Source organism: Branchiibius cervicis (genome assembly GCF_042661605.1).
Lineage (GTDB): Bacteria > Actinomycetota > Actinomycetes > Actinomycetales > Dermatophilaceae > Branchiibius > Branchiibius cervicis.
The window spans coordinates 3,601,371-3,624,784 of record NZ_JBHSWJ010000002.1; the positions used below are offsets into that span (position 1 = coordinate 3,601,371).

The 23,414-nt window shown below is 67.8% G+C and carries 21 protein-coding genes, 1 tRNA gene and 1 pseudogene; 6 read left to right on the forward strand and 17 right to left on the reverse strand.

Translation table 11 applies throughout. The features are described from left to right. Positions 1-199: 199 nt before the first annotated feature. Entirely contained in the window at positions 200-667 is a 468-nt protein-coding gene (locus ACFQBT_RS18650; protein ID WP_377825040.1) for an FHA domain-containing protein FhaB/FipA, read from the reverse strand. A 25-nt stretch (positions 668-692) separates the two neighbouring features. After that, on the reverse strand, positions 693-1,622 hold the full coding sequence (locus tag ACFQBT_RS18655; protein ID WP_377825042.1) for an FhaA domain-containing protein: 930 nt from the start codon (positions 1,620-1,622) through the stop codon (positions 693-695). A 301-nt stretch (positions 1,623-1,923) separates the two neighbouring features. On the opposite strand from ACFQBT_RS18655, the gene ACFQBT_RS18660 reads away from it, so the two are divergent. Beyond that, positions 1,924-2,006, forward strand: a tRNA-Leu gene (locus ACFQBT_RS18660). 53 nt (positions 2,007-2,059) lie between these two features. Here ACFQBT_RS18660 and ACFQBT_RS18665 read toward each other — a convergent pair. Next, positions 2,060-2,911, reverse strand: coding sequence for an SDR family oxidoreductase (locus ACFQBT_RS18665; RefSeq protein ID WP_377825044.1), 852 nt, complete (start codon positions 2,909-2,911; stop codon positions 2,060-2,062). A 223-nt stretch (positions 2,912-3,134) separates the two neighbouring features. Here ACFQBT_RS18665 and ACFQBT_RS18670 point away from each other — a divergent pair, with 223 nt between their 5' ends. After that, on the forward strand, positions 3,135-4,277 hold the full coding sequence (locus ACFQBT_RS18670; RefSeq protein ID WP_377825045.1) for an ABC transporter permease: 1,143 nt from the start codon (positions 3,135-3,137) through the stop codon (positions 4,275-4,277). Here the strand turns inward: ACFQBT_RS18670 and ACFQBT_RS18675 are convergent. Further along, positions 4,249-5,172, reverse strand: a complete 924-nt coding sequence (locus ACFQBT_RS18675) for an alpha/beta hydrolase (protein WP_377825047.1) — start codon at positions 5,170-5,172, stop codon at positions 4,249-4,251. The genes ACFQBT_RS18670 and ACFQBT_RS18675 overlap by 29 nt on opposite strands. Positions 5,173-5,207: 35 nt before the next feature. Then, positions 5,208-5,504 carry a putative quinol monooxygenase gene (locus tag ACFQBT_RS18680; protein WP_377825048.1) on the reverse strand — a complete coding sequence of 99 codons (297 nt, stop codon included), beginning with the start codon at positions 5,502-5,504 and terminating at the stop codon, positions 5,208-5,210. Positions 5,505-5,629: 125 nt separating this feature from the next. Between ACFQBT_RS18680 and ACFQBT_RS18685 the strand changes: the two genes are divergently transcribed. Then, on the forward strand, positions 5,630-6,706 hold the full coding sequence (locus ACFQBT_RS18685) for a hypothetical protein (RefSeq protein WP_377825050.1): 1,077 nt from the start codon (positions 5,630-5,632) through the stop codon (positions 6,704-6,706). A 4-nt stretch (positions 6,707-6,710) separates the two neighbouring features. Here the strand turns inward: ACFQBT_RS18685 and ACFQBT_RS18690 are convergent, their stop codons facing one another. After that, positions 6,711-7,190, reverse strand: coding sequence for a GNAT family N-acetyltransferase (locus ACFQBT_RS18690; RefSeq protein WP_377825052.1), 480 nt, complete (start codon positions 7,188-7,190; stop codon positions 6,711-6,713). Between the two features lie 733 nt (positions 7,191-7,923). Here ACFQBT_RS18690 and ACFQBT_RS18695 point away from each other — a divergent pair. Next, the gene (locus ACFQBT_RS18695; RefSeq protein ID WP_377825054.1) at positions 7,924-8,835 is read left to right on the forward strand and encodes a hypothetical protein; all 912 of its coding nucleotides are present in this window, start codon (positions 7,924-7,926) and stop codon (positions 8,833-8,835) included. Between the two features lie 294 nt (positions 8,836-9,129). On the opposite strand, the gene ACFQBT_RS18700 is transcribed toward ACFQBT_RS18695, so the two are convergent. Both ACFQBT_RS18700 and ACFQBT_RS18705 read right to left on the reverse strand, forming a co-directional pair. Continuing rightward, positions 9,130-10,272: an acyl-CoA dehydrogenase family protein gene (locus tag ACFQBT_RS18700; protein ID WP_377825056.1), complete on the reverse strand. Its 1,143-nt coding sequence runs from the start codon at positions 10,270-10,272 to the stop codon at positions 9,130-9,132. 2 nt (positions 10,273-10,274) lie between these two features. Further along, positions 10,275-11,825, reverse strand: a complete 1,551-nt coding sequence (locus ACFQBT_RS18705; RefSeq protein ID WP_377825058.1) for a long-chain-fatty-acid--CoA ligase — start codon at positions 11,823-11,825, stop codon at positions 10,275-10,277. Between the two features lie 58 nt (positions 11,826-11,883). Between ACFQBT_RS18705 and ACFQBT_RS18710 the strand changes: the two genes are divergently transcribed. Then, a complete protein-coding gene (locus ACFQBT_RS18710; RefSeq protein WP_377825060.1) occupies positions 11,884-13,365 on the forward strand; it encodes an amidase in 1,482 nt (493 codons plus the stop codon). 8 nt (positions 13,366-13,373) lie between these two features. On the opposite strand, the gene ACFQBT_RS18715 is transcribed toward ACFQBT_RS18710, so the two are convergent. The 3 genes from ACFQBT_RS18715 to ACFQBT_RS18725 form a co-directional block, all read right to left on the reverse strand. Next, positions 13,374-13,517 carry a hypothetical protein gene (locus ACFQBT_RS18715; RefSeq protein WP_377825062.1) on the reverse strand — a complete coding sequence of 48 codons (144 nt, stop codon included), beginning with the start codon at positions 13,515-13,517 and terminating at the stop codon, positions 13,374-13,376. Between the two features lie 20 nt (positions 13,518-13,537). Next, positions 13,538-14,239, reverse strand: a complete 702-nt coding sequence (locus ACFQBT_RS18720; RefSeq protein WP_377825064.1) for a cutinase family protein — start codon at positions 14,237-14,239, stop codon at positions 13,538-13,540. A gap of 101 nt (positions 14,240-14,340) precedes the next feature. Continuing rightward, positions 14,341-15,903 (reverse strand): LLM class flavin-dependent oxidoreductase, encoded by a 1,563-nt coding sequence (locus ACFQBT_RS18725; protein ID WP_377825065.1) that lies wholly within the window; start codon positions 15,901-15,903, stop codon positions 14,341-14,343. A gap of 127 nt (positions 15,904-16,030) precedes the next feature. Between ACFQBT_RS18725 and ACFQBT_RS18730 the strand changes: the two genes are divergently transcribed. Continuing rightward, positions 16,031-17,149 (forward strand): baeRF11 domain-containing protein, encoded by a 1,119-nt coding sequence (locus ACFQBT_RS18730; RefSeq protein ID WP_377825067.1) that lies wholly within the window; start codon positions 16,031-16,033, stop codon positions 17,147-17,149. Between the two features lie 5 nt (positions 17,150-17,154). Here ACFQBT_RS18730 and ACFQBT_RS18735 read toward each other — a convergent pair whose 3' ends face one another. The 6 genes and pseudogenes from ACFQBT_RS18735 to ACFQBT_RS18760 form a co-directional block, all read right to left on the reverse strand. Continuing rightward, positions 17,155-17,490: a hypothetical protein gene (locus ACFQBT_RS18735; protein ID WP_377825069.1), complete on the reverse strand. Its 336-nt coding sequence runs from the start codon at positions 17,488-17,490 to the stop codon at positions 17,155-17,157. Between the two features lie 140 nt (positions 17,491-17,630). Next, positions 17,631-18,712 (reverse strand): annotated as a pseudogene (locus ACFQBT_RS18740) (mandelate racemase/muconate lactonizing enzyme family protein). Positions 18,713-18,731: 19 nt separating this feature from the next. Further along, entirely contained in the window at positions 18,732-20,243 is a 1,512-nt protein-coding gene (locus tag ACFQBT_RS18745; protein ID WP_377825071.1) for an aldehyde dehydrogenase family protein, read from the reverse strand. Next, entirely contained in the window at positions 20,243-21,832 is a 1,590-nt protein-coding gene (locus ACFQBT_RS18750; RefSeq protein WP_377825072.1) for a GMC family oxidoreductase, read from the reverse strand. Before ACFQBT_RS18750 ends, ACFQBT_RS18745 begins: the two co-directional genes overlap by 1 nt. A 164-nt stretch (positions 21,833-21,996) precedes the next feature. Further along, a complete protein-coding gene (locus tag ACFQBT_RS18755; protein WP_377825074.1) occupies positions 21,997-23,133 on the reverse strand; it encodes an APC family permease in 1,137 nt (378 codons plus the stop codon). Further along, the gene (locus tag ACFQBT_RS18760) at positions 23,106-23,405 is read right to left on the reverse strand and encodes a hypothetical protein (RefSeq protein ID WP_377825075.1); all 300 of its coding nucleotides are present in this window, start codon (positions 23,403-23,405) and stop codon (positions 23,106-23,108) included. Before ACFQBT_RS18760 ends, ACFQBT_RS18755 begins: the two co-directional genes overlap by 28 nt. Positions 23,406-23,414 lie beyond the last annotated feature (9 nt).

A 23,414-nucleotide genomic window follows, 5' to 3' on the forward strand; every position in this document is an offset into this window, starting at 1 on the left:
ACGTCGTCGGCGCCGTGGGAGTCGTCGTCCAGCTCCAGCAGGTGCGCCACCACAGTGGAACTGGCCACGTCGCCGGCCGCATGTCCGCCCATCCCGTCGGCCAGGATGAGCAGGTCCGGGCTGGCGTAGGCGGAGTCCTCGTTGCGTGACTTGGAACCCAGCCCCAGGTCGGACCGGGCGGCGTACCGCAGGGCGATGCTCATCGCACCTCGAGGACGGTCTGCCCGATCCGGATCTCGCTGCCCTGCTTCAACGTGGCGTGCTCGCTGATCCGGCGGTCGTCGACGAAGGTGCCGTTGGTCGAGCCCAGGTCATCGGCGTACCACTGCAGGCCGTCCCGGTAGATCCGGGTGTGCCGTCCGCTGGCGAAGTCGTCGCTGAGCACCAGGCTGCATTCGGGGTTGCGCCCGATCAGGATCGGCGTGTCCCCCAAGGGGATCCGGCTGCCCCGCATCGATCCGTCGGTGACGGTCAGGTGGGTGGGTCCGGTGGCCCGCTTGCGGCGTTGCGCACGCTCACGAGGTACGGCGCTCGCGGCCGAGGCACCGCGCGTCACCACCCGGGTGCCGTAGAGGTCGTTGCGTAACACGAGGGCGATCGCGATCACGAAGGCCCAGATGGCGATCAGCACGCCGAACCGGATCAGCGTGATGGTCAATTCGCTCATGCAGCACCTCTGATGGGTTGCCCGCTCACCGGCGGGACCCGTCGCCGTACGTCATGCTCATGCGCCCGATGGTGATCCGGTCGCCGTCGCGCAGGCGCGCCGAGGTGATCTGGTCGCCGTTGACGAAGGTGCCGTTGGTGGAGCCCAGGTCGCGCACCGAGGCGACCTTGTGCGGCCCGTCGTTGGTCACCCGGATCTCGCTGTGCCGGCGGGAGACTCCCGGGTCGGAGATGATGATGTCGGCGGCCTCGTCGCGGCCGAGAACCGTGATCGCACCGGCGAGTTCGTAGCGCTCCCCCTGGATGATCAGGTAGGGGCGGGCCTGGAACTGTCGCGGCGCCGCGGCGTACGGGTCACGCTCGTCGACCTCGTCCTGCCAGGTGCCGGCGTCGAAGCCGGGCTCCTCGTATTGCGGCGCGTTGAACGGGGACTGGTCCTCGATGCGCTCGTCGAAGGTCTCGGCCGGCGTCTGCCATTGCGCGTACGCCGCGCCCAGGCCGGCCGGCCGGACGTTGAACGGCTCGTCGGGCTCGGTGGCGCGCGACGGGGCCGGCTGCTGCGGCTCGTTCATCGCCGCGGGATCCTTGGCGATGGAGGGTCGCAGCCGGAAGACGCCGGTCTCCAGCGTGTCGTCCAACTCGAAGGTCACCGCCCAGGGTCCGCGCGCGGCGTACCGCTGGGTGTCGGCGTGCTCGGCGGTGGCGGCGATCAACTGATCGGCCAGACCCTTCTCGTCCTTGGTCAGCTCGGCGTGGTCCTCGGTCGAGAGGTAGACGGTGAAGACGTTGGGGACGACCGGTTGCTCGCCGCGCTTGGTCCGGGAGGCGGTGTCGTCCATCGCGCCGCGGATGGCACTGGCGATCTCGACCGGCTGCACCGTCGAGCGGAACGCCCGGGCGAAGGCGGAGTTCACGCTCTTGTCGAGGCGCCTTTCCAGCTTCTCGAACACACCCATGTCTGGCCTCCCGGTCGGTGCCGCGCGGTTGCGCGCAGCCGCTGCCCTGGTGGTTGGCGCAGGGCAGGATCATGGTAACTGCGGCAGGTGTGGCGATCGGCGAGCCGCGCTGGAGGGCACCTGGTTGCCCTGTTGGTTACGCAGCAGATCAACGATTCTGAGGACTTCGAGGTTCCTGAGGATTCTCAGCAACAATCCATCCTCAGCAGCTGCGATCACCTCAGAATCGTCGGGGCGGTGGAGCGCAGGCAGGCCCGGTTTGGTGAAACGGCTGCTGAACAGGCACACTAGACCGGCACTCGCGCGAGTGGCGGAATAGGCAGACGCGCACGGTTCAGGTCCGTGTGCCCGAAAGGGCGTGGGGGTTCAACTCCCCCTCGCGCACAGAATGACAAAGCCCCAGGTCTTCGGACCTGGGGCTTTGCGTTGCGCCGAGATCAGAAGACCGGTGTGGCCGGCTCGATGTCATAGGCCTTCTGCACCAGCTCAGGTCGGGCGTCCGGACCCGAGCCGGTGTTCTGCCGGCGATCCCACACGGCGGCCATCTGCTCCTTGGTCTGGGGGATGGTCTCCACGGGCAGCACATGCCGGTATCCCGTGTCATCGCCGGTGATGACGGCGACCGTGGTGGAGAAAACCGGCTCGGGGTCGTACTGCTCGTGGGGGAAGGCGAGCTTGCTGTAGTCGAAAACGCGCTGCTGCGGGTCGTCGCGCCAGGTCTTCCAGGTCTCGAACATGGTGTCGTTGAAGCCGGTGAGGAATGGGCCGGGGTTGATCGTCGCGACACGGACCCCGAATTCCGCCAGCTCCTGGTGCAGGGCATCGGCGAAGGCCTCGATGGCGTGTTTGGAGCCGGAGTAGGCACCGGTGAACGGGTCGGTGGTCAGGCCGGCGACCGAACTCATGAAGACGATCGTCCCGCCGCCGCGCTTGACCATCTGCTTGGCGAATCCCTGGGTGAGCAGGATCGGACCGAAGACGTTGACGTCGAACTGCCGGCGCAGATGGTCCTCGGGGATGTCAGCGGTCGAGCCGCCTTCCGAGATCCCGGCGTTGTTGAGCAGTACGTCGATCTCCCAGTTCCACGCGTTGTCCCGGTCGTCGGCGCTGGTGACGTCCAACTTCTCGACCTGCAGTTCGACGCCGCGCTCCGTGGCGGCCTGCCGCAGTGCCGTGACCTGGGCGATGATCTCGACTCCGGCGATCACGTCGTGGCCGTTCTCGGCGAGCCGCAGCGCGATCTCCTTGCCGAATCCCGTTCCTGCTCCGGTGATGAGCACCGTGGACATGCTGATTCCTCCTTCAAGTGGACGGAACGGACTGTGCCCGAACGGTGACGGCGGCGGGACACCCCTGGGTCTGGTGGGCAGTGCCGCACCCGTCACATCGATGCGCTTCGGCGGTGTGAGGATTCCCACGCGGATCGGATTGGCCCGACGCTTTACTACAGATGTAGTGTCGAAGGGTTGTGCCTTTCTTGCACCCCAACCGTTCGATGTCGTAGGAAGATTCATGGCTCGCGAACCGCACGATCCCAAACACGCAGCGCGCACCTTCAGCCAAGAACTGCGCAGTTCCATCGATGCGCGCACCGTTGTCCTGATGATCGGCGTGCTCCTGCTCCAGGTCGCCTTCATCTGGTCCTACGTCGGCGCCTTCCACGAGCCGAAGCCGAAAGACGTCCCGGTGGGCATCGTCGCCCCGACCCAGCAGATCGGGGAACAGGCCGTCGCCAAGCTGAACGCGATCGACGGGTCCCCGGTCAAGGCGCATGTGGTGTCCAGCGAGTCCGCGGCCCGTCAGGAGATCAAGAACGTCGACAGCAGCGCCGCGTTGGTGATCAACCCCTCCGGCACCCAGGACACCTTGTTGGTGGCCAGCGGTGGCGGCACGTCGGTGGTCACCAGCATGGAAACGGTCTTCACCCGGGCCCTGGCCACTCAGCAACGCACGATCACAACCACGGACATCGTGCCGCTGCAATCGGGTGACGCGCGCGGGCTGAGCGGTTTCTATCTGGCGATCGGCTGGATGGTCGGCGGCTACCTGGTCGCTTCCCTGCTCGGCATCGCCAAGGGCACCAGGGCGCACAATCTGACCCGAGCCACCGCTCGTGTCCTCGGCCTCGTGCCGTACGCCTTCCTGTCCGGTCTCGGTGGCGCACTCGTCGTCGATCAGGGCCTGGGTGCGATCACCGGGCACTTCTGGGCCCTGGTCGGGATCGGAACACTCGTGTCGTACGCCGCGAGCGTCGTGACCATCGCCTTCCAGTCGTTCCTGGGCGTGCTCGGAATCGGCCTGGCGGTGCTGCTCTTCGTCGTCCTGGGCAACCCCAGCGCGGGCGGTGCCTACCAGAGCGACGTGTTGCCCACCTTCTGGCGGGTCATCGGGGATTGGCTGCCGAACGGTTGTGCGACGGAAGCGATCCGGCGGGTCGTCTACTTCGGCGGAGCCGGCGTGTGGCCGTTCGTGCTCACCATTCTCGGGTGGGCGGTCGCCGGCATCGTGCTGACCCTCCTGGGCACGAAGCTGCTGGCCGACGAGGAGCACCTGAGCGTGCTGCTGCCGGAGTCCGAGGAAGAGTTGGACGAGTTGCGGCGGGCGGCTGCTGAGACCTCCGACGCGGCTACTGAAGGTGCTCAGCCAGCCAGCTGAGAATGCCTTCGGTCACCTCGTCGCGGTTGGTCTCGTTGAGCAACTCGTGGCGGGCGCCGGGGTAGAGGATCACCGTGACGTCGCTGACCCCGACCTTCTCGTACTGCGCGCCGACGGCTTGGACCCCCTTGCCGTTGGCGCCGACCGGGTCCCTGTCCCCGGCGATCAGCAGGATCGGTAGGTCGCGACGGACGGTGGCCACATGCTCCTCGGCGTTGATCCGGTCCAGCCCGGAGAGCAGATCGACGTAGAAGCCGGAGCTGAAAACCTTGCCGCACTGCGGATCGGCGATGTACGCATCCACCTCCGCCTCGTCGCGGGAGAGCCAGTCGAAATCGGTGCGGTTGGGTTTGAACGCCTTGTTGTATTCGCCGAAGACGAGCTTGTTCATCAGCGGGCTCGGCGTGCGCTTGCCACGGACCTTCGATTCCAGGGTGGCCACGACCTTGCCCGCCTTGCCCATGACGCCGGGGTCACCGGCCGTCCCGGACAGGATCAGCGCCGAAATGTCGGCGCTGTGCTTGGTCGCGAAGTGCCGCGCCAACATCGAACCCATGCTGTGTCCGAACAGCACCCGGGGGATCCCGGGGAATTCGTCGGTGGCCGCGTCGAACACGGTCACGAAGTCCTCGGCGACGGTGTCGAAGCCGTCACCGTCGGCGAGGTAGCCCACTCCCGTGGTCCGGGAGGTGACGCCGTGACCGCGGTGGTCCTCGGCGTACACCGCGTAGCCATGGTCGGTGAGGGCCTGAGCGAACCGCTCGTAGCGGCCGGCGTGCTCGGCCATCCCGTGCGCAACCTGCACGATGGCGATCGGCTCGCCGTCGGGCAGCCAGCGATAGACGTGCAGCGGCGTGCCGTCGGAGGCGGTCAGGGTGAGCGTGTCGGAGCGCATGCTCAGAACCTACGCCGTCTGCTGCCTGCGCGTCCTTAGTCCGTGACCGGGGTCAACGGGTGGATCGCGACATCGCCGGCCAGCGCCCCGTCGGCCGCGGCGAACGCTTCGGCCAGGTGCGGTGAGCGCATGTGCTCGTCGAGCGCGGCCTGATCGCGCCAACGCTCCACGGTGACAAAGGTGTTCGGCGCCGCGGCGGACTCGAACAGGTCGTAGGACAGGCAGCCTTCCTCCTGCCGCGTCTGCTCGACCAGGGTGCGCAGCGCCGCACGGATCGCGTCAGCGGCCTCCGGCTTGGCGGGAATGGTGGCAACGACCTGCAGATCCGGCATAGTGCTCTCCTCGATGAGATGGACTGGCCCAAGCTACCTATCGGGCGGCGTGGGTGACCTCCACTTGGGGGTGACGCCCCAAGGGCAGCGATGCAGGATGAGCCTGACGAAGGGGGTTTGCCGGGATGTGGGCATTGCTCGTGCTGTGGACCCTGCTGGTGGTGGCTCTGACCTGGTGGCTGACCCGCCGCTTCGACGTACGCCGATCGCCGGGCCAGGAGCCCAGCGGCGGCGATGTGTTCGCGGACGCCCGCGACGTGTTGCGCACGGCGGTCGACGGTACCGACCCGGAGTTGCCCGCACGGGTGGGTAGGCGACAGTCGTTCCTGGGAATGCAACAGCAGGCGCAGGCACAGGCGGCTGCGGCGGCGATCGTCCAGGGTCACCAGGCACTGCGCGAGATCCCGGGCTACTTGCGCGAAGCCGCGGATACGGACGGGGTCACGCCGGAGCAACGGTTCGCACGCATCGTGCAGGCGGCCCAGTCGGTGCTGCGGGAGGCGGAGGCGGCGAGCTTCGTCACCGATACGACGACTCTGCGAGCGTTGGAGCAGTACGCGAACTCCCAGTGGTCGCAACAGGATCCGCTGGATCTGGATCCACGGCAAGCGCTGGAACCGGTCCATGTCATCCCGGCCGGTACCGACGCGACCGGACCCATCGTGGTCACCGGCTACCGCCACTCCACACTGATCGAAGCGGAACGCGAACTGGGTCGCACCGCACGCCATCGGGATGCCGCCCAGCTGCAGGTGTGGGCCGCGGCCACGACCCGCAGGGAGCAGGAGGCGTGTTTGGACCGAGCGCAGGAGGTGATCACCGCGTGTCGGCAACAGCACTTGTCGTGGGGTCACGGGCGGGTGCAGGAGGCGATGTTCCGCCTGCGCGAGGCGTTGATCCTCGCCTCGGACGACACTCGGGGTGCGACCGCCGATCTGCCCGACTACCAACCGGATTGGCTCGGGGAAGTGATCCTGACCCTGGACCGCTCCGGTGGCCGGGACCAGGCTGCAGAATTGGGCGGTTCCCGGACCTGGCTGACGGCTGAGCAGGAGGCAGGCCTCATGCACGATGCGCAGCGGTTGGACCGGATCTGCCGCCAGCCGGGCCAGTACCCGCCCGGTGCCCGGCAGAAGGCGACGGCCGAGTTGGTCCAGCGGGTCGAGCAGCTGCGCGAGGAAACCCGCCGGGCCCGGCGTTGATCGCCTAGCGCAGGTCGAGATCCAGATGCCAGGACTGCGTGCGGTACGTGGTCACCCAGCCCATCGAGGTGTAGAGGCCGTCGGCGCCGGTCGGTGAGTCGGCGTCCACCTCGAGGCCGACGCGATTGCCGCCGCGCCTGGCCGTCTCCGAAATGACTGTGTTCAGAAGGGATTTGGCGACCCCGCGGCCACGGGCACGGCGGTGCACACCGATGTAATCGACGTACGTGCCCTCGAATCCCTCGGCGTCCTCGGGTAGGACGGTGGTGACGACGGCACCGGCCGGCAGCTGCTCGCCGTCGACCTCGACGGTGGCCAACCACCAATGGTCCCAACGGTGCCCGGGGTCCTCGCGCAAGCGCATGATGAACTCCGGGAAGCTCTCGCGGTAGGAGCTGAAGTGGTCCTGGAACGACTCCTCCAGCACCCGGTGCACCGCCTGCAGGTCCTGGGCGACCGGTAGACCGTCGGGGTGCTGGCGCACCAACCGGACCGTGACGCCCTTGCGCGGGGAGGAACGTCGGTCGCGTCCTGGGCGGTGACCGGCCGGGTCATCTGCAACCAGGTGCGGACCTTCTCGAAGCCGTAGTCGGACAACCACTGCTGCTGGCGCGCGTCGGTTTCGTAGGCGCCGGAGTCCAGCAGGGTGCCGTGCAGCTGCCGGGTGTGGGCGATCTCGCGGGCGAGGCGCTCCGCACACCCGAAGAGCGCGCTCGCCATCGCCGCAGCGTCGGTGTCGGCGACCTCGGGGCTGATCGTGACCTCGACCATGCTCCGACCGGCCGCGCGGTCGTGCACCGAGAGCCAGGCCACCAACGTGCCGTGGTCGAAGACGAGCGCCTGTCGACGCGTCCAGGAGCCGTAGCCGACCAGATTGGTCTCCACCATGTCGGGGTCGACGCTGGCGGAGCCATGGGCCGCGATCTGGTGTGCCCGCAGCAGCGCGGTCACGGCGGGGACGTCCTCGACGGTCGGCCGCCGCGCGTCGTACCGCCGGGTAGGCCGTCGATGGTCAGCACTTCGCCGGGCATAGCCCCACGGTATCTGCTGGGCCGATGACCGTCCGGCGGCGTTCCGGCCGCGGACGACTCCCCGGCCATTTAGGATCCTGCCCAGGAGGTCCGGACATCAGTAGATATGAGGATCGGCGGGCGCTGAGTCCCGGGTCGAACGATCGCGAACTGTGGCCGATGCGCAGCTTCACCAGCCGGCGTCTGATGGGGGACCTCGTCACGTTCCGTGCGGACCGTGAGAACGGCGCAATCCGGGTCACCGCCAAGCAGGAGCACGGACCGCATCAGCGGAACTGGCTGTACTGGAACGAAGCGAGCCCCGCGGCCTCCCGGGCGACGTTCTTGGACTACGGGCTGAAAGGGTGCATGTGGGCCACCTTGGGCGGGGCGGGCGGCGTCTTGTTCGGTCTGATACCCGCGACCGAGGACGACCCGGGAAAGTATGTGCTTCCGACGGCCGCCGGGGCCGGGGCGCTGCTGGCTCTCCTTGTCCTCGGTGCGGTCGTCGCCCGGTTGAACTTCTGGCGCGGGATGGCTGGTCGGTACCAGTACTGCCCGCACAGTGAGTTCCTGCCGGAGACCCTCGCAATGGTCGGTGATCCGGCCGGTGCGCCGTGGGCGATCCAGGCGGTCAACGCGCTGCGCGAAGGCAGCTTCTGCATGGGCGCCCGGCAGCTGCACGATCTGATGTCGCGAGAGGCGGTGGCGCGCAGCGATGCGGCCGCACCGGAGCGCCAGATCGCGGCCGTCGTCCTCGACGCCGCAGCGGCCCTGCGGCGCCACGATCGGCTCAGCGACGCCGGCGACGTCCTCCTCTTCGTCGATGTCGTGCCCACGCTCTCGACCCTGGACAGCGAAACTGCCCGTCAGGCGGCCCAAACGATCGTGGACAGTTATCGCTTGTTGGACGAGATCCCGGCCGCACGGCGCACGGTCTGTCCGCCCGGTAGCGCCACAACCCCGGAACAGGATGCGACCGCCGCCGTCGAGGGAGCATTGCGCGGGATCGACGCGATCGTGAGTGCGGACAATGACTCGGAAATTGCTGCGCTGCAGGCGCTTCGACGGTACAGCGAGCGTTGGAACGCCTCGACGCACACGAGCGCCGATGACTGACTCGACGATCCGTCCCGCTCGAGGTTTTGCCGGGCACGCCCTCAAGGGCGAGATCGTGCGGCTCGATGCGCGGCGCCGCGGGTATGACGTCTTGCTGACGGTTCGGCAGGAGCAGGGACCGTCGCAGCGGTTCGTGATCTACCCGGACCACCTCAGTCGCGCCGGCCTCCGCCGGACGATCGTGACGCAGCGCCTGAGCAGGCCGCTTCCACCGACGTCGACTCGAACATCGCTGAGTTGCAGGCGTTGCGCCTCTACAGTCGGCGGTGGGGCAAGAACGAATAGGTGAAGCAGTCATAGGCCCAAGCTGCGACCCACGATCTCCTTCATGATCTCAGTGGTGCCGCCGTAGATCGTCGAGATGCGCACGTCCTCGTAGTCCCGGGCGATCCGGTATTCGCGCATGTAGCCATACCCGCCATGCAACTGCAGGCAGCGGTTCACGATCTGCACGTGCTGCTCGGTGCACCACCATTTCGCGGCGGCGGCCTCCTCAGCCGTGAGCTTCCCGGCGCAATGCCTGCGGATGCAGTCATCGATGTAGGCGCGGGTCACCTGCAACTGCGTGGCGATCTCGGCCATCACGAACCGGGTGTTCTGGAAGGTGCCGATCGGTCGGCCGAACGCCGTACGTTCCTTGACGTAGGACAGGGTTCGCTCGAAAACACCCTCCGCACCGGCCAACCCGGTGATGGCGATGGACAACCGTTCCTGCGGCAGATTGCGCATCAGACCCAGGAAGCCCGCCCCCTCCTCCCCCAACCGGTTGGCGGCGGGGACCTGCACATCGGTGAACGACAACTCCGAGGTGTCCTGGGCGTGCAGTCCGATCTTCTCCAGGTTGCGCCCGCGCTCGAAGCCGGGCATCCCGTCCTCGATCACCACCAGCGACAGGCCTCTGTGCGGATCGTCGCTGGTGCGCACCGCGGTCACCACCAGGTCGGCATTCTGCCCGTTGGAGATGAACGTCTTGGCCCCGTTGACGAGGTAGCCGTCCCCGTCGGCGGTGGCCCGCGTGCGGATGCCGGCCAGGTCCGAACCGGTGCCCGGCTCCGTCATCGCGACCGCCACGATCAACTCGCCGGCGGCGATACCGGGCAACCAGCGCCGCTTCTGCTCCTCGTTGGTGAGGCCGAGGAAGTACGGAATGACGATGTCGTTGCTCAGACCGATCCCGCCCGCGCCGGACGAGGTCGCGCTACGGGCCAACTCCTCGTTCATGATGGCGTTGAAGCGGAAGTCGTCGCTGCCGCCGCCGCCGTACTCCTCCGGGATGGTGAAACCCAGGACACCCGCTGTGGCCGCTGCCGTGAAGAGCGACCGGTCGACCTTGCCGGCGTGCTCCCACTCCTGCGCGTGCGGCGTCACCTCCTTGGCCAGGAAGCTCACGACCGTGTCGCGGAAGGCCAGGTGCTCCGGCTCGTAGAGATCCGACACGCTCACGCTCCTGTCGGCTGGGAAGAATCCTGCTGGCGCAGTGTGGTTTTCAGGACCTTGCCGCTGGCGTTGCGGGGCAACGCGGGCAGGATCACCAGCTCCTTGGGTCGCTTGAAGGCGGCCAACCGATCACCGAGGAAGGCCGTCAGCTCCTCCAGCGTCAACCCGGCCGACGGACGCAACGACACGTGGGCCACCGGGACCTCTCCCCATTGCGGATCGGGTCGTCCGGTCACCGCGACCTCCACCACATCCGGATGGTCGGCGATCACATTCTCGACCTCGGCGCAGTAGATGTTCTCCCCGCCGGAAATGATCATGTCCTTCTTGCGATCAACCACCCAGACGAAGCCCTCGTCGTCCTGCTTGACCAGGTCACCGGAGTGGAACCAACCACCTGCGAAAGCCGCTGCCGTTTCGGCCGGCTTGTTCCAATAGCCCTGCATGACCTGCGGACCCCGGTAGACGATCTCTCCGACCGACCCCACCGGCACATCCTCCATCGCCTCGTTGACCACGCGGTACTGGATGGTCGCGACCGGGCGCCCCACCGACCCCAGCTTGCGCAACGACTCCTCACCCCGCAGGACACAGGTGATCGGCGAGGTTTCCGTCTGCCCGAAGACCGCCACGATCAGACCGTCGAACGTGCTGCTCATCTGCCGCAGCAACGCGTCAGAGGCCGGAGCCGGAGCCGCACCCCAGGTCAGGACGCGCAACCTGAGGTTGCGCGGTCGCGCGGACTGCTCCGCGCACAGAAGCTGCCACTGCTGCGGCACGTTGAAAACGACTGTGGCGCCTTCACGTTCGTAGGCGTCCAGCACAGCCGCAGGGTCAAAGGCGCCCAGTGGATGGATCACCGTGGGTACGCCGAGCAGCAGGTTGGGTGCCAACGAACCCAGGCCCGCGATGTGGAAGAACGGCGCCGTCATGAAACCGATATCGGTCTCATCGAACGTTTCCATCGCCCGGATGCAGGTCATCGACTGCACCGCCAAGTTGGCGTGCGACAGCATCGCGCCCTTGGGACGGCCGGTCGTGCCGGAGGTGTACATCAACAGGGCGGTCGCCGACTCGGGCACGTCGCCGTGCTCGACCGGCTCACCCAGCAGATCGTCGTACGCCGATTGCCCCGTGGACGCGGACCCCACCTCGATCACGGTCAGCTCGCCGGCCTGCGAAAGTGCCGGGGCCAGAAGCGAATCCGCGAACACGACCTTCGCGCCGCTGTCGTGCAGCACGTAGGCGACCTCCGGCGGCGTGAGTCGGAAGTTCAGCGGCACCGCGATGGCGCCCAGATGATTCGCGGCCAGGACGATCTCGACGAACTGCGGATGGTTCAGGCACAGCAACGCCACCCGGTCACCCGGCTCGACACCCAGGTCGCGCAGGCCGTGGGCGAGGCGGCGGCATCGTTGGTCCAGCTGCGCCCAGGTGGTGTCCGCACCCCGGTAGCGCAGCGCCGTACCCTGCGGTTGCATCTGGGCGTGCCGGCCCACGTGGCTCATCCAGTGGTTGCGGAAGGTCCAGGCGGGAGCCGCGTCGACGGTCATGGACTCAGTATGTGCGCCACATCACACAGCGGCCACTGTCTGCACGTACTCTGCCCAGGTGGAACTCACCGAATACCTGACGTACGACGCGACGAGCCTGGCCGCGAAAGTCGCCGACGGTGAGGTGAGCGCCGCCGAGTTGCTCGCTCTGGCCCAGCAGCGCGCCGACCAGGTCAACCCGAAACTGAACGCCATCGTGCGGCGGATGGACGCGATTGCCGAGCGACGGGTGAAGGAGCCGCTTGCCGGACCGTTCGCGGGAGTTCCCTTCCTCATCAAGGATCTACTGCAGGAGTATGGCGGTCTGCCGACCAGTCACGGCACCGCCGCGATGCGCAACGCCACGGCCGCCGAGCATTCGGCGGTCGTGCAGAAGTTCCTGGACGCGGGCGTCGTCATCTTCGGCAAGACCAACACGCCCGAGCTGGGCTCGAAGGGCATCACCGAATCCGCCCTGTGGGGGCCGTGCCGCAATCCGTGGGACCTGAGCCGTACGCCGGGCGGCTCATCCGGCGGTTCCGCGTCGGCGGTCGCCGCCGGGATCGTACCGGCGGCCGGTGCCAATGACGGGGGTGGGTCGATCCGGATTCCCGCGGCGTGCTGCGGGTTGGTGGGCCTGAAGACCAGCCGCGGCCTGACGCCGTTCGGGCCGGTGGACGGCGATCCGCTGCTCGGGTGGGTCACCCAGGGGGTCGTCTCACGCACGGTCCGCGACACGGCCGGCTTCCTCGATGCCATCGTCGGGCCGAACAAGTACGAGGGTGCGCAGATCGTCCAGCCTGCAGTGCCGTTCAGCACGGCGATCGAGACCGCTCCCACCGGTCTGCGGATCGGCTACTCCGCCACGTCGGCCATCAACCCCTCGCCGGACCCGGACGCGGTCCGTGCGGTCGAGGAGGCCGCCCAGCTGCTCACCGACCTGGGTCACCGGGTCGAGGAGGTGGATCCGCCGTACGACGACGCGCAACTGTCCCGGGACTTCCTCACCATCTGGTTCGCGCAGCTGTTCGGCCAGGTGACCCGGATCAAGGAGATGTACGGCGCATCGGACGCCGACTTCGAGCCGGACACGCTCGCCGTCGCCGAGCTGGGCCGCGCCACCGGTATCGGGCCGGTCTTCATGGCGATGGAGCGGATCCATGAGTTCACCCGTTCGCTGGTCGACTACCAGGACACCCACGACCTGCTGCTGACCCCCACCTTGGCGAAGGTGCCCCTCAAGGTCGGCGAGACAGAGACCCCGCACGCGTTGCAGGTCGGATCCCGGGTCATCGCCAAAGCCCGCGCCGGGAAGCTGCTGGCGCTCAGCGGACTCGCGGATGATCTGGTGGAGCAGGCTCTCGGCTGGGTGCCCTACACCCAGCTGGCGAACATGACGGGCCGGCCGGCGATCAGCGTGCCGCTGCACTGGACCGACGACGGAGTCCCGCTCGGTGTGCAGTTCGTCGGACGGCTCGGCCAGGACGGCGGACTTCTCGCTCTTGCAGCGCAATTGGAGCAGGCAGCGCCGTGGGCCGGCCGATATCCCGCACCCTGTTGAGGGCATCGTCAGAGTTGCACGCCGTTGCGTTCCGACCACGCGATGAATTCGTGGATCAGGGCGTCACCGGGTAGGCCGAATCTGCGCAGGCCCGCCGCCCAGTCCAGTCGATTCACGACGTACTTCAGCGGCCACTGCAGGATGCCGGCCACGTCGACGCCGGCGGGTTGGGTCAGTTCACGGGGGTCGGCAGATCGGCGACCGGGCCGCCGTACGTCAACGGCTCGGGTGCGGCGACGTAGTGATCACCCGGTGCTGCGTCCCGCCACGGGTCCATGGGGTAGTAGTGCGCACCGTGCAGGTATCCGTCGACCTCGGCGCGGAAGGCCGCCGGGTTCGCCAGCGGGTTGGCGGCGTTGCAGATGACATCGTTCTGGTTGCAGTTCTCCGAGACCTGCACGTCACCGAAGTCCCGAGGTGGGGAGGCCGTGATGCCCGGCACCGATGCCAGCACCGTCAGGTATCCGCCGGCCCATCCCTCGATTCCGTTGCGGGACATCGGTCGTCGCGGATCTCCGTAGAGTACGGCGTTCACCTGGTCGTGCGGTACCTCGTCGGAATGGGCGAAGTGCTCGGCGGCGTCGCCGGCGATCAGTGCTCCGAAGGAGTAGCCGAGCAAGGTGATGTGCGCCGCGGGGCACGCGGCGTGGAAGGACCGGACCCGTTGCACGACGACCGGGACGGTATGATCCACCGTCCAGTCCAGGGTGTGCGGCTGGATGACGCCGACGATCGCATCGTCGTACGGGATGAACTCGGTGCGCCATCCGGCGCGATGCGGCAATGTGGCAAAGGAGGGTCCCCTCGTGGCGGCGCGGTAGCCGTCAGTGAGGAAAACGACGTTGCTGCAGTCGGATTCGGCGCTGGGCTGCACGGTGGGCAGCGACGCCAGTTCGGTGGACCCGGGGGCGGGTAGCCCGGACCGGCCGCGAAGAAGGCCAGCGCCGCCGCCGCGGTCAGGAGTCGGCGCATCCGTCAGGAGAACCCCAGCCGCGCCAGTGGCTCGACGAGTTCCTGCTCTTCGTACGACAGGTGGGACAGCAGCGTGTCGCTCAACAGGTCGAGCGCGTCCTGCAGCCGGTCCGGCCCGTCGGGTTCGCTGACGAACGCCACGAGCGCCCGGTCCACTCCGTCGAGCACACCGTGGATCACCCGGTGTTCCTCCTCGAGCCGGTCGATCACCGGGTCCAGGGACGGCTGGGCGGAGCGCAGGTGCGGGAAGACGCTGACGTCCTCGATCGTGTGGTGCGTGGTGACCACCCGGCAGTACTGCGCGCAGTAGACCCCCGCTGTCCAGTTGTTCTGCCGCATCGTGGATTCGTTGATGGCAGAACGCGCTTCGGCGACATCCAGCTGCCCGGCGATCACCTGGTCGACGATCCCGCGAAGCTGCTCCAGCTCCTTGCGCAACTGGTCGTGGACGTCCACCAGGTGTTGTCCGCTGGCCTGCTCGTGCGGCGTGTAGAGACGGGCCGGGTCGGGGCTGGGAACGTGCGGCCGGGTCGACTCGTCCCAGGGCTGTTCGCTCGAACGCCGGGTCACCGGGTCAGGGGTGGGTACGACGGTCAGCGGTGCCGCTTCGATCGTCGCCTTCCCACGCGCAGCTGCCGGGATTTCGTCGGCCAAGGCTCCCAGGGGCAGCGGGTCATCGGGAGTCGAAGAACGTTCCGCCGCAACGAGTTCCCGTACTCCGGGGGCAACCTCTCCGGCGAACCGCCGAATGGTGTCGGGGTCGTCCGAGGCCAGGATGTAGGTCGACATGCCGCTGTCCACCGTGAGTTCGGCCAGCTGCTCGATCCATTCGCGGGCCGAACCGGTGGGGAAGCCGTCGTAGCTGCCGAAGCGTCCCATGATGTTGTACAGACGGGTGACGTCGGACGGGGAGCGTCCCGCGGCGAGTGCCGCCTCGTCGATGGCACGGTTCATGTCGTCGAGAACGTCCGGCGCGGCGTACGACGAACTCGGCAGCCAGCCGTCGGCCAGCCGGCCGGTGATCCGCAACATCCGCGGTTTGTACGCGCCGATCCAGATGCCGATCCGGTGAGCGGGAGCCGGCCCCGGCCGGATGCCCCGCACGTCGTAGTGCGTCCCGGGATGCTGCACGGCGTGCCCGCCCAGGGGAGCCCAGATGCCGCGGATGACCTCAATGCCCTCGACCAGCGCATCGACCGACTCCTTCGCGCTCAGCTTCGGCCCGCCGGCCGCCGCGATCGCGTCGTGGAAACCGCCGGCGCCCAGGCCGAGTTCCACCCGGCCGCCGGACAGGACATCCAAGGTTGCGGCCGCGCGGGCCAGCACGACCGGGGGCCGCAGCGGCAGGTTGGCGACGTTGGGCGCCACCTGCACGCGCTGGGTGCGCGCGGCGATCACCGACAGAAGCGTCCAGGCGTCCAGCATCGGTGAGTACGGGTGGTCCTGGACGCTGACCAGATCGAGACCGACGTCCTCGGCGAGCAGCGCCAGGTCCACGACGCGGTGGGCATCGGAAGCATCCGGGGTGGGGAACAACCCGAATTTCAGTTCGTGCCCGTAGTCCATGCCGACCTCCTTCGGACAGCCTAGAACCGGCGACAGATGCCGGGGCTCGCGGAGCAGTAGAAGGTGCCGTGAAAGAATTGCGGCAACGGCGCACGCACAGGGGCGGCGCCTGTCAGAGGAGCACTTCATGCTGCACGTCGACATTCCCTCCATTGCCGCGATCCGCGAGCTCGCCGACATCCAGTCCCCGGGGTGCGTTTCGATCTACGTACCGACCGGCACGACGCGTGATGACGCGGCGCAGGCCCGCATCGAGTTGAAGAATGCTCGTGACGAGGCGGTGGCGATCCTGAAGGACACCGAGCTCGAGCGCGGTCGGCTCGGGTTGATCACCGACGCATTGGATGACCTGATCGACGATGAGAACTTCTGGTCGTATCAAGCTCGTTCGCTCGCGGTGTTCGTTGACGGCGATCACCTCACCAGCTTCCGGCTGCCCAACGAATTGTCCTCCCGGGTAGATGTGTCCGACCGCTTCTTGCTCAAGCCGCTGCTGCGCACGGTCACCTTCGCCCAGACGGCGTTCGTCCTGGCGTTGTCGCAGAATGCCGCCCGGCTGGTCGAGATCGTTCCGGACACCGCCGCGGAAACCATCACGGTGCCTGATCTGCCGACCGACGCGGCCTCGCACGTCGGCAAGTCCTCGATCAAGGACCGCGCACCCGTCCGTCGGCTGCAGGGCTCGGAAGGGCAGAAGGTGCGGTTGCGCCAGTACGCCCGGGGCGTCGACCAAGCGTTGCGCCCCTTGCTCACCGGCTCGGGAATCCCGCTGATCCTGGCCAGCACCCAGCCGTTGGACGGCATCTACCGGTCGGTGAACAGCTACAGCGGCCTGGCGCCGCAATCGATCGAGGGCAACCCCGACGAGCTCAGCGACCAGCAGCTGGCCGAGGCGGCGCGGCCGATCCTTGATGAGATCTACGCCGGACAGGTGCAGGCCTTCAACGACCGCTTCGCGACGTTTACGTCGCAGGGCCGCGCGATCACCGACCTCAGTGACATCGCCCGAGCAGCGACGGCCGGAGCTGTCGACGTCATCGCCTTCGACATCGACGCCGTGGTCAACGGCACGGTCGATGAGCAGGGCGCCATCACGGTGGAGGACACCGACACGGCCGACAACTACGGCGTGGTCGATGAGATCATCCGCCGCGCGGTACGCGCCGACGCCGGGGTGCTGGCCGTGCGCGCTGCGGATTTGCCGGCGCAGACTCCGGCCGCCGCGTTGCTGCGTTACACGCTGTAAGGCGCTCAGCCCTTCATCGCGGTGGTCGTGCAGTCCTTGGTGGCGTCGGTGAGCAGGGTCTCATCCTTGTCATCGGCCTTCGTGCTCTTGTCGCCGGAGGCCATCGCCTTCAGGGTCTGCGTCGTGGCCTTGTCGTAGACCTTGTCGACGGTGCAGGAGGAGATCTTGTCGAGCATGTCGCCGCCGGCGGAGGCGTCAGCGCCGAGCGAGGACTTGAGCAATTTGCTGTAGCCGGACTTCACGTCGGCTTTCGCCGGCTTGTCGTCACCGCCGCATGCGGCGAGGCTGATCGGCGTCGCGATCAGCACGGAGACGGCGGCGACACGGGACAGCTTCTTCATCAGGATTCCTCCGAGCGGGCCGGGCCGTGGCCCAGCGATGGCAGTACGTCGCGCAGGTTTCGCGACCGATCGAAACGCTATCTGTGCGGAGCCTGTGCGACCTAGCTGGCGGGTGTCGGGACTTCCCCCGACACGGCCGGTCATTCCAGGATCTTCTCCACACCTGAACCGGGCACCTCAGGTAGGTGAATCTGGTTGTCCCGCAGAGTCATTCCGCCCTGAACGGCACTGGCGGCGAACCACCAGGGGGCATCGAGATCGCTGACGACGCTGGTCCCGTACGCCGACACCAGACTGGCTGCGGCCCCCACCCCGATCTCGGATTCCATCATGCAGCCGACCATCGTGCCGAGGCCCTCGGACCGAGCCAGCTCGAGCAAGGTGCCGGCGGCCAGGAGTCCACCGCACTTGGCCAGCTTGACATTGACCAGGTCGGCCGCGCGGTGCCGGATCACGGCGACGAGGTCGTGCACGCTGAAGACCGCCTCGTCCGCCAGGATCGGCAACTCGACCCGGTCACTGACCCAGGCCAGGCCCTCGATGTCCTCCCGGCGCACGGGCTGCTCGACCAACTCGATGCCGAGGTCGGCGTCCTCCAGCCCGCGGATCGCCCGGACTGCCTCCTGGGTGTCCACCCCTGGTTGGCGTCCAGCCGGATGGTGACGTCGGGACCGACCGCTTCCCGGATGGCCTTGACCCGGGCGACGTCCTGCTCGGCCGTGCCGGTACCGACCTTGGCCTTCAGCACCGAGAAGCCCTCGGCCGCCCGCTCTTTCGCGGCAGCGGCCAGCTCCTCTACGGTTCCAGCGGCCAGCGTCACGTCGGTTTCGACGACGCTCGGCGCGCTGCCGCCGAGTAGCTGCACCAGCGGAATCCCGGCGACCCGGGCGGCGAGATCGTGGAGTGCGACGTCGATCGCGCAGATCGCAGCCTCGTTGCCCGCCACGGCGCAGCGGACGCGATGGATCAGGTCGACATAATCGCGCGGGTCCGCTCCGATCAGTAGCGGCCCGAGCAGCTCCTCGACGCAGGCCCGGGTGCCTGGGATCGACGCCCCGGTGACCTGCCAGATCTGCGGCGCCTCGCCGTACCCGGTGTGCCCTTCGTCGTCGGTGATGGTGACCAGCAGCGAGTCGGACGTGGTCGTGCGCCGCAGCGCGGTGACGAACGGCGTGTGCAGCGGTGAACGAAGGATCGAGGTTCGGACGTCGGTGATGACCACGATCCGACGGTATCGCCGGCTACTTCTTCTTGAGGAACTGGTTGGCCCGCCCGTGCAGGGTGAGGATCAGCGTGCCCCACAACTTGTCCTCGGTCGCTCCGCGCTCGAAGGAGGTGACGTTGAGCGCGGCCGGCATGAGTTGCTTCACCACCGACTTGGGCTGGGCGAACTCGCGCAGGCCGTCCTCACCGTGGATCCGCCCGATGCCGGACTGGCCGACGCCGCCGAAGGGCAGGGAAGGGATGGCGGCGTAGACGAGTACGGCGTTGACCGCGGTCATGCCCGAGCGGATCTTGTCTGCGATCCGGGTGCCGTTCTTCTTACTGAACACCGCTGAGCCCAGGCCGTATTCGCTGGCATTGGTCAGATCGACGGCCTCCTGCGCGGACTTCACCTTGCGGACGGTGATCGTTGGACCGAAGGTTTCGTCGGTGACCGCCAACGCGTCTTCGGGTACGTCGACCAGCACGGTCGCGGGAATGAAGCCGTCGGTGACCTGGCCGCCGGTGAGGGCCTTGCCCCCGCGGGCGATCGCGTCGTCGATGTGTTTGCGGATCACGTCGACCTGGGCGGGCATCGTCATCGGCCCGTAGTCGACACCGGGCTTGACGGCCTGCGCTTGCTCGACCAGCTTGTCGACGAAGCGGTCGTAGACCTTCTCGTGCACGTAGGCGCGCTCGATACCGATACAGGTCTGCCCGGCGTTCCAGAAGGCGCCCCAGGCGGCCGCCTCGGCGGCCTTGTCCACGTCGGCATCCGCATCGACGATGATCGAGTCCTTGCCGCCGGCCTCGATGACGACCGGGGTCAGGGTCTCGGCGCAGGCGGCCATTACCTTCTTGCCGGTCCTGGTCGATCCGGTGAACGCTAGTTTGTCGACACCGCTGGTGCACAACGCGTTTCCGGTCTCCCCGAAACCGCGGACGATCTGCAGCACGTCGTGGTCGGGCAGCACCTCGTGGAAGGCGTCCACCAGCCAGGTGCCGATCGCCGGGCTGAACTCCGAGGGCTTGAAGACGACGGTGTTGCCCGCGGCCAGGGCGTAGGCGATCGAGCCCATCGGGGTGAAGACGGGGTAGTTCCACGGGCCGATGACCCCGACGACGCCGCGCGGCAGGTACTCCACGGTGGCCCGCTGGTTGACCATCACCAGACCGCTGGAGACGTGCCGTTTGCCCAGGACCTTCTTGGCGTGTTTGCTCGCCCAGGCCAGGTGCTCGATGGCCATGCCGACCTCGAGCGCCGCGTCGCCGTGCGGTTTGCCGGTCTCGGCGTAGACGACGTCCGCGAGTTGGTTCATCCGCCGGGCCAGGACCGCGCGCCACTGGTCGAGGTACTTGCCGCGGCCCTTGAAGCCCAGACCTGCCCACCAGTCCGCGGCCTCGCGGGCACGACCGACTGCGGCCTGGACAGCGGCGGCGTCGTCGATCGGGTAGGTGGCGTAGACGTCGCCGGTGGTCGGGTTGAAGCTGTCGAAGGTCTTCAGCTGCTCCTCGTCGGTAATGGCGGGGGCATCGGCGGTCAGGGTCATCAGGCGTCCTTCGTCGAGCGGATCAGGTCGGCGGCCTTCTCGCCAACCATGATGGTGGGTGCGTTGGTGTTGCCGCGAGGGACCATCGGCATCACGGAGGCGTCGGCGACGCGGAGGTTTTCGACACCGCGGACTTTGAGGTCAGGGTCCACGACGGCGTCTTCGCCGTCGCCCATCGCGCAGGTGCCGACCGGGTGGTAGAGCGTCTGGGTGTAGCTGCGGATGTGCGCGATCAGTTCCTCGTCGGTGGGATCGCTGCTGGCTGGCCTGGCTGCGCCGGCAAGGTAGCCGGCGAAGGGTCCGCTGCGGGCGATCTCGATGGCCCGACGGCAGCCGGAGAGCATGGCGTCCAGGTCGGTCTGGTCGTCGTAGTAGGCCGGGTCCATCGAGGGATGCCAGCGCGGGTCCTTCGAGCGCAGGCGCAGCGTCCCGCGACTGGACACGTTGACCAGGGTCGGCGCGGTGGTCACCGAGCGGACGTTGGGCTCGTTGAGCCCGTTGTTGTAGAACGAGGTCGGGGCCACGTGGATCTGCAGGTCCGGTGCGGCCAGTCCGTCGCGGCTGTTGAAGAAGCCGCCGCCCTCGCCGATGTTGGACGACAACGGCCCGCGGCCGCCGACGAGCGCCTTGCCGAGGTTGACCATGTTCTGCATCGCGGCCGGGTCGTCGGCGCCCTTGGTGCGCCAGATGATCGGCACGGCCGGGTGGTCGTGCAGGTTCCCACCGACGCCGGGAAGGTCCACCGCGACGTCGATCTCCAGCTCACGAAGGTGGTTGGCCGGGCCGATACCGGAGAGCATGAGGAGCTGGGGAGAGTTGACGGCGCCGCCGGACAGGATGACTTCGCGATCGGCGTACGCCGTGTGCTCGTCCCTGCCGGTCAGGTAGGCCACCCCCGTGGCCCGCTGACCGTCCAGCACGACACGGGTCGTGAGGGCGCCGGTCCGGATGGTGAGGTTCGGGCGCTTGCGGACCGGTTCGAGGTAGGCCTTCCAGGTCGACCAGCGCTTCCCCTTCTTGCAGGTCACCTGGTAGAGCCCGGCGCCCTCCTGGCTGGCGCCGTTGAAGTCGTCGTTGCGTTTCAAGCCGGCCGCGACGGCGGATTCGACCCACGCGGTCGTCACCGGGAAGGTGTAGCGACGGTCCTTGACCCACAGCGGCCCGGCGTTGCCGTGGTACTTGTCATGGATGCGCTGGTTGTTCTCGGCCTTGATGAAGTAGGGCAGGACGTCGTCGTACCCCCAGCCGGCGCAACCGAATTCGTCGCGCCAGGTGTCGTAGTCCACGCGGTTGCCGCGGATGTAGATCATCGCGTTCATGGACGAGCAGCCGCCGAGGGCCTTCATGCGCGGCCAGTAGGTCGGTCGTCCCTCGAGCTGCTTCTGAGCGGTGGTCGTGTAGTTCCAGTCCCACTTGGTCTTGAAGAGCGAGGTGAACGCGGCCGGGATGGTGATTTCGTCGGCCTCGGGCTCCGGGCCGGCCTCGAGCAGCAGCACGCGCACCGCCGGATCGTCGGTGAGGCGCGCCGCGATGACTGCCCCGGCGCTCCCGCCCCCGACGATGACGTAGTCGAACGATTCGTTGCCCATGCCGCTCCCGCCGTTGGTGTGACCTACTGCACAGTATGCGCGGTGGCAGGTTCGATCGTCACGGGGGCGGGCCTACTCGACGGCAGGCACCGGCTCCGGCTCGGAGGTGGCCAGGTTCGCGCGCAGCGGGGCACCCCGCACGTAGCCGACCGCGCACAGCATCATCAGCACGACCAAGGTGCCGATGGTGAACAGCTCGAAGGTGCCGCGGTGCACCCCCAGGTGTCGAAGAACGGGTAGTCCGCGCCGACCAGCGCTTCGAGGGTGCCCGGGAAGATCGCGACCCAGGACCCCAGCAGGATCCAGAGGAAACACAGCGCACCCATCGCGGTGAAGACGGCGTTCGAGACCGGCACCCGGAAGGGCCGGTGCACGTCCGGCAGGAGCGTGCGCAGCCGGATGGCCGCGGGGATGACCAGCAGGTAGCTGAGCAGGAAGGTGGTGATGGAGATGGTCAGCACGACGGCGAAGACGGCACCGGCATCGCCGCTGACCTGCATCGCGACCAGCATGAAGACCGTGGCCACGACGCCGGAGAGGAAGTTGACCCGCACCGGCGTGCTCAGGTGTTTGTTGAAGACGCCGAAGAAGCCGCCGAAGAAGGCACCGTCCGCGGCGGCGATGGCCTGCATGCGGTCGGAGATGATCATCCACGAGGCACCCTGCGACATCAGGACCAGCACCAGGCACACCGACAGGATCTTCAGCATCGGGTCGGCGGCCGGGCCGTAGACGGAGAACACGGTGGAGGTTGCGTCGAAGAACCCGCTGATGCCCTTGATCTGGTCCTTGGGCACGACCGCCAGGATCGCGAAGATCGGCAGCAGGTAGCACAGCGCCGCAACGCCGCTGGAGCGCAGGATGCCGAAGGGGATGTCCCGGGCCGGGTTCTTCACCTCACCGGCCGCGCTGTTGCCCGACTCGAAACCCAGATAGGCGAACAACAGGATCGGGACCGCGCCGAAGAACCCGATCCAGGTCGGCGAGAAGTCCGACAGCGACAGGTCGGTGATGCCGTGCTTGATGGCGTAAGCGATGGTCGTGCCGATGAAGAGCACCAGCAGGCCGACCTTGAGCAGTGCGCCCAGGGTGGGGATCCACTTGCCGTAGCGCAGGCTCACGATCGCCGCGATCACCGTCACCCACACGAAGATCAGCTTGAAGGCGTAGTCGGCGAACGATCCGGAGGAGATGTGCGCCAGGTTCACGTTCCAGGCTTCCGTGGCCAGGAACGCCATGGAACCGCCGACCCACACCGGCTGGGTTACCCAGGTCAGCAGCGCCGCGACGGCGCCGGCCATACGCCCGAACGCGTCCCGCACCCAGGTGTAGGCGCCCCCTCTTCGGTGAACGCGCCCCCGGTCTCGGCGAAGATCAGCCCGTAGGGGACCAGGAAGGTCACGGCCAGGACCGCTGTCCAGGTGAAGGCCTCCGCGCCGAAGGTGGAGACCTGCCCGAGCGTTTCCAGCCCGACCACGGCAGAGATCAACAGGAAGATCAGATCGAACCGGCCCAACGAGCGGGTCAGGTTCTGCTCCTGCTCCTGGGCGAAGGCGGTGGGTGTGGTGGTCATGGGAGAAGG